Genomic DNA, 5,093 nt, shown 5'->3' with positions numbered 1-5,093 from the left:
TGAAGTCTTTAGCCTGCCGGTAACGCCGCTGCCGCGCTGCGTCCGCGAAGCCAGTTGATGCTGGTGAACAGCGCCACTGCGAACAGGATCAGCATGGTGGCCACGGCGAGAATGGATGGATCGATGGAATCGCGAATGCCGCTCCACATCTGCCGCGGTACAGTCCGCTGATCCGGGCCGCCGATAAAAAGGATCACGATGACTTCATCGAACGAGGTGGCGAACGCGAACACGCTGCCCGTTGCCACCGCCGGTGCGATCAACGGCAACGTGACGCGGCGAAAGGCGATCCACGGCGTTGCGCCCAATCCCGACGCCGCGCGGATCAGGCTCTGGTCAAACGAGAGCAGGGAGGCCGTCACGGTGATCACCACGAACGGCGTGCCGAGCGCCGCATGCGCGAGCACGACGCCCAGGTAGGAATTGACGAGACCGAGCGGCGCGAAGACCAGATAGAACCCGGCGGCCACGACCACGATAGGGATGATCATCGGCGAGATGAGCAGCGGCATGATGACCGCGCGAAACGGAAAGTTCGCGCGGCTCAGGCCCAGCGCCGCGAGCGTGCCGAGGCAGGTGGCAAGCACCGTGGACGCGGCGCCAATGCCTATGCTGTTCACGAACGCACGTTGCCAGTCGCTGCTGCCGAGCGCTTTTGCATACCAATGCAGCGAGAAGCCTTGCATCGGATACGAAAAGTACGAGCCGGTGTTGAACGACAGCGGCACGATTGCCAGGATGGGCGCGATCAGGAAGAACAGGATGAGCGCGGAATGCACGCGCAACCACTTTGACGCAATGCGTTCGGAGAGCACGAGATGGCGCTGGCTTTGCATGAGTCCTTCTCCTTAGCCGAAGCGCAGCCGGTCGATGCCGACGAGCCGGTTGAACACGAAATAAAACACGGCCGTGAAGATCACAAGATACGCCGACAACGCGCCGGCCAGCCCCCAGTTGAGCTGTTCGTTGGTCTGCGTCGCAATCAACTGGCTGATCATTTCGTCACCGGCGCCGCCTAGTAATGCAGGCGTGATGTAATACCCCAGCGCAAGCACGAACACGAGGAAGCAGCCTGCGCCAACGCCCGGCAAGGTCTGCGGCACATAGATGCGGATGAATGCCGTGACCGGATGCGCGCCAAGCGACTGCGCCGCGCGCATGTAGACCTGTGACACACCCTTCATGACCGAATAGATCGCCAGGATCATGTAGGGCAGGAGGATATGCGTCATGCCGATCAGCACGCCGGTTCGATTGAACAATAGCGGTAATGGATGGCTGACGAGACCCAGACCCATGAGCAAGCTGTTGATGACCCCGCCTGGTTGCAAGAGCACGTACCACGCGGTCGTACGCACGAGCAGCGACGTCCAGAACGGCACGATCACCAGCAGCATCAGGCGATTGCTCTTGGCTGCCGGCAGGGTGGCGAGCAAATACGCGACCGGATAACCCATCACGAGGCACAGCAGCGTGACCGACGCGCTGATCCATACGGTGCGCGCGAACGCGTTGACGAACACCGAGCTATCGGCGGGCAGGGACGCGATAGAACCGTCAGGCGTGACGGTGGCGTCGACGGCGCCTAACAGATAGTCGGGCGTAGGCGACACAGCGGAGCGCTTCAGGATGCGCCAGATGTCATGCGTGCCCCAGCGCGGATCGAGTTCGATCAGCACCGGCTTCCAGGCGGGTGGCGCGGTCTCGGGCAACTGGCGCGCGGTCCGCATCAGCAAGCTGCGAAACTCCGGCAGGTAGAAATTCAGCCGCCGCGCAACGGTTCCCAATTGCCCTTCCGCGGACGCCCGGCGCATATCCGCCGCGAGGATGGCAAAGGTGTGCTCGTCCGGCAGACCTTCACCGTTCCATGCTTTGAGCGCCTGCGACAACGCCGGCAGGTTCACCGGCACCTCGCGATTCTCGACACTGCGCGACAGCAGGATCGCGATGGGCGCAATGAAAGTGGCAAGCAGGAACAACAGCAGCGGCAGCGCAAGCAGGAGCGCCTGTGCCGACGCCCGGCGACGGGTCCTGGCGTACGCCGCGCGGCCATCGGCCCCGAATCCGGAATTGGAGCCGGCGGAGGGTTCGCGCTCAGCCGGTTCCTGCAGATTGCTGGTCACTGTCACGGTCACGAGTCGCCTTACTGTGTCAGCCAGACCTGGAAGCGTTTGTTGATCTGGTCGGCGTTATCCGCCCAGAAGCTGGCATTGATCTGCAGTGCATGCTTGAAGTTGGCCGGCGCCGTCGGCAAATCGTTCAGGCGATCCTTCGCAATCAACGGGATCGCGTCCTTGCGCGGCGGCGCGTAAGCAATGTACTTCGTCAGGTCTGCGTAGCTTTGTGCGGTCGAGGCGGAAACGATGAACTTGGCTGCGGCGTCGCCGTTCTTCGCACCCATCGGAATGCCCCACCATTCGAAGTCGTAGACCTGGCCATCCCACACTGATACGAATGGCTTGTGGTCCTTGTGCACTGCGTCGTCAATACGCCCGTTGTAGACCTGCGTCATGATCACCGCACCGTCGGAGAGCAATTGCGGCGGCTGCGCGCCGGCTTCCCACCAGACGATGCTTGGCTTGATCGTGTCGAGTTTCTTGAACGCACGGTCGACGCCGGCGGGCGTGCCGAGCACCTTGTACACATCGGCTGTTTTTACGCCGTCAGCGAGCAATGCCCATTCGAGCGTTACCTTTGGCGACTTGCGCAGGCCACGTTTTCCAGGGTATTTCTTCAGGTCGAAGAAGTCGTTGATCGTGGTCGGCGGGCTCTTGAGCTTGGTCGTGTCATAGGCGTACACGGTCGACCAGACCATGGCGGCTACCGCGCAATCCATGATCGACCCGGGGATGAAAGCGCTGGTGTTGCCAAGCGACTTACGGTCGATCTTGCGCAACAAGCCTTCGTCACAACCGGTGATGGCGTCGTTGGATTCAAGGTCGATCAAGTCCCAGGTGGGGTTCTTGGCCTGTTCCATCGCGGACAGCTTGGCGAGCCCGCCATCGTACGATTCCGTCGAGAAGCCGATGCCGGTGGCTGCCGTGAACGGTTCGAAGAACGCTTTCTTCGCCGCGGCCTCGTAAGCGCCGCCGAAGGTCACGACCGAGATGGTATCGGCTGCGTGTGCGGTGGCTGCGAACAAGCTGGCCGCCGCAAGGGTGAGTCCGGCGATGCCCGTCAGACCGGTTCGAACGAGTGTTGCTTTCATGTTAGTGGACTCCTGCGGTTAAGGACGGAGCAGAGCCGCGAGCGACAGAAGCGGCTGTTGCGAGGATCTTGCAGTCGTCGTGGCGCCATGCCACGACGGTTGCTTGGCCGAGTGACGGAAGATCGTGGTGCTGCGTATTCGGGACTTTGACGATAAGGTTGTCGCCGTGACCAAGCTCCCCGAGTTTCAAGTGGACGCGGTGGTGATCGCCGCAATACACGAGTTCTTCCACGCGCGCGGTCACCACATTGGTGTCCGCAGCGTTATGTCCGGCGTCAGCGGACGCAATATGCGCGCGCTCGGGGCGCAACGCGAGCATCGCTTCCTCGCCGTTGCGCAGACCCCGCCCGCAGCGGCCCCGAATGACCGCGCCGTCCGGCAGTTCCAGCGTCGCCCAGCTTGCGTCCTGTTCGAGCACTCGCCCCGTCAACCCGTTGTTCTCGCCAACAAAATTCGCCACGAACGCGTTGTGCGCGTTTTCATAAAGTTCGGTAGGCGTCGCTGCCTGCTGGATGCGTCCATCGGAGAACACAGCTACCCGGTCTGACATGGTCAACGCTTCCGCCTGGTCATGCGTCACATAAACAACCGTCAATCCCAGTTCGCGATGCAACCGCATGATTTCGTATTGCATGGTTTCGCGCAGGCGTTTGTCGAGTGCGCCCAGTGGTTCGTCCATCAGCACCAAGCTTGGCTCAAACACAAGCGCGCGGGAGAGGGCGACGCGCTGCTGCTGTCCGCCTGACAATTGCGACGGCCGGCGGGAAGCCAGTTGCGGCAACTCGACCATCTCCAGTGCCCGCTTCACACGCGCCTTTTGTTCTGCTTTGCCAATGCCTCTTACCGACAACGGGAACGCAACGTTCTGCTCGATCGTCAGGTGCGGGAAGAGCGCGTAATTCTGGAACACCATGCCGATGTCGCGCTGATGCGGCGGTTTATCGTCAAGGCGTTTCCCATTCAGGCGGATCTCTCCCTGAGTCGCGGATTCGAAACCGGCAAGCATCATCAGCGTGGTGGTTTTTCCGGAACCGGACGGTCCGAGGAGGGAGACGAATTCGCCTTTCGCCACGTCGAGATCGAGCCCTTCCACGACATAGTGAACGCCGTCATACGTCTTGCTCACGCTCGCAAAGGAGATGAAGGAGTGGGTTGACATCGTGTCGTGGGCTCCGGGTTTCAGATCGGCGTTGCGTTGCGTGTCTTGCGATGAGCGTCGTGCTTCGCGTGTCGTGCGTTATGCGTTTGCGTTATGGGTTTGCGTTATGGGTTTGCGTTATTCATCAGGCAAGCTGCTGCGCGAGATAACGCGCGAAGTCGTAGTTCGGCCGTTCGAGGTGACTAAGATGACCAGGTTTTGCAAGCGGCGCCTGCACCCCACGGAACACGGCCTGCACGCCGCGCCGGTCCTCTTCGTTGACTGCATCCAGCAACTCTTTTAGCGACGCCATGTATTGGTCCGCCTTCGGATCAGCGATGAACTCAGGCGCCAGCCCCCCGCCGAAGCGGATATGAACGCGGCTCGTGCCCAGCGGCTGCAGCACGAGGTACCAGAAATAGCCCGGCGTCAGCGTGACAAGATGAGTCGGGTAGATCGCGAGCAGCGCGGTTGTCTTGCGCCAGTGCCCTTGCAGTCGCATGTTATCCGGATGCGCCTGACCAATGGGTAGCGACGCTTCCTTGGTGATCCAGTGGTAATTGAATGCGTTGTGGCCGGCTGGGCATTCCATCTCGTCGAGGCGCGAATGCGGCCCGACGGTTGCCCGGTGCAGCATGGGCAGGTGGTAACTCTCCATGAAGTTTTCGGCCAGGATTTTCCAGTTCGTATCCCAGACGTGCTCTTCGTAGAATGTTTCCTTGTAATCGGTCATACCATAGTCGGCGA

5 protein-coding genes are annotated in these 5,093 nt (G+C 61.2%); all 5 read right to left on the bottom strand.

Annotated elements, in window-relative coordinates; genetic code table 11:
• Positions 1 to 8: 8 nt before the first annotated feature.
• Positions 9 to 836, bottom strand: coding sequence for an ABC transporter permease (locus JWR14_RS36490; protein WP_299719282.1), 828 nt, complete (start codon positions 834 to 836; stop codon positions 9 to 11).
• 12 nt (positions 837 to 848) lie between these two features.
• Entirely contained in the window at positions 849 to 2,000 is a 1,152-nt protein-coding gene (locus JWR14_RS36485; RefSeq protein ID WP_299719284.1) for an ABC transporter permease, read from the bottom strand.
• Positions 2,001 to 2,143: 143 nt separating this feature from the next.
• Complete coding sequence (locus tag JWR14_RS36480) at positions 2,144 to 3,208, bottom strand: ABC transporter substrate-binding protein (protein ID WP_299719280.1); 1,065 nt, start codon at positions 3,206 to 3,208, stop codon at positions 2,144 to 2,146.
• A gap of 1 nt (position 3,209) precedes the next feature.
• Positions 3,210 to 4,367, bottom strand: coding sequence for an ABC transporter ATP-binding protein (locus JWR14_RS36475; RefSeq protein WP_299719277.1), 1,158 nt, complete (start codon positions 4,365 to 4,367; stop codon positions 3,210 to 3,212).
• Positions 4,368 to 4,491: 124 nt separating this feature from the next.
• The coding region (locus JWR14_RS36470; RefSeq protein WP_299719275.1) for an SRPBCC family protein at positions 4,492 to 5,093 on the bottom strand (602 nt) is incomplete at its 5' end.

The sequence above is a fragment of the Caballeronia sp. genome, from assembly GCF_028292365.1.
GTDB lineage: Bacteria > Pseudomonadota > Gammaproteobacteria > Burkholderiales > Burkholderiaceae > Caballeronia.
The sequence above is the reverse complement of the archived record's forward strand: the minus strand, read 5'-3'. Positions and strand labels throughout refer to the sequence as shown.

Coding starts and splice junctions, on each gene's coding strand:
- JWR14_RS36480 (WP_299719280.1), bottom strand. CDS start 3,208: ATGAAAGCAACACTCGTTCGAACCGGTCTGACGGGCATCGCCGGACTC.
- JWR14_RS36490 (WP_299719282.1), bottom strand. CDS start 836: ATGCAAAGCCAGCGCCATCTCGTGCTCTCCGAACGCATTGCGTCAAAG.
- JWR14_RS36475 (WP_299719277.1), bottom strand. CDS start 4,367: ATGTCAACCCACTCCTTCATCTCCTTTGCGAGCGTGAGCAAGACGTAT.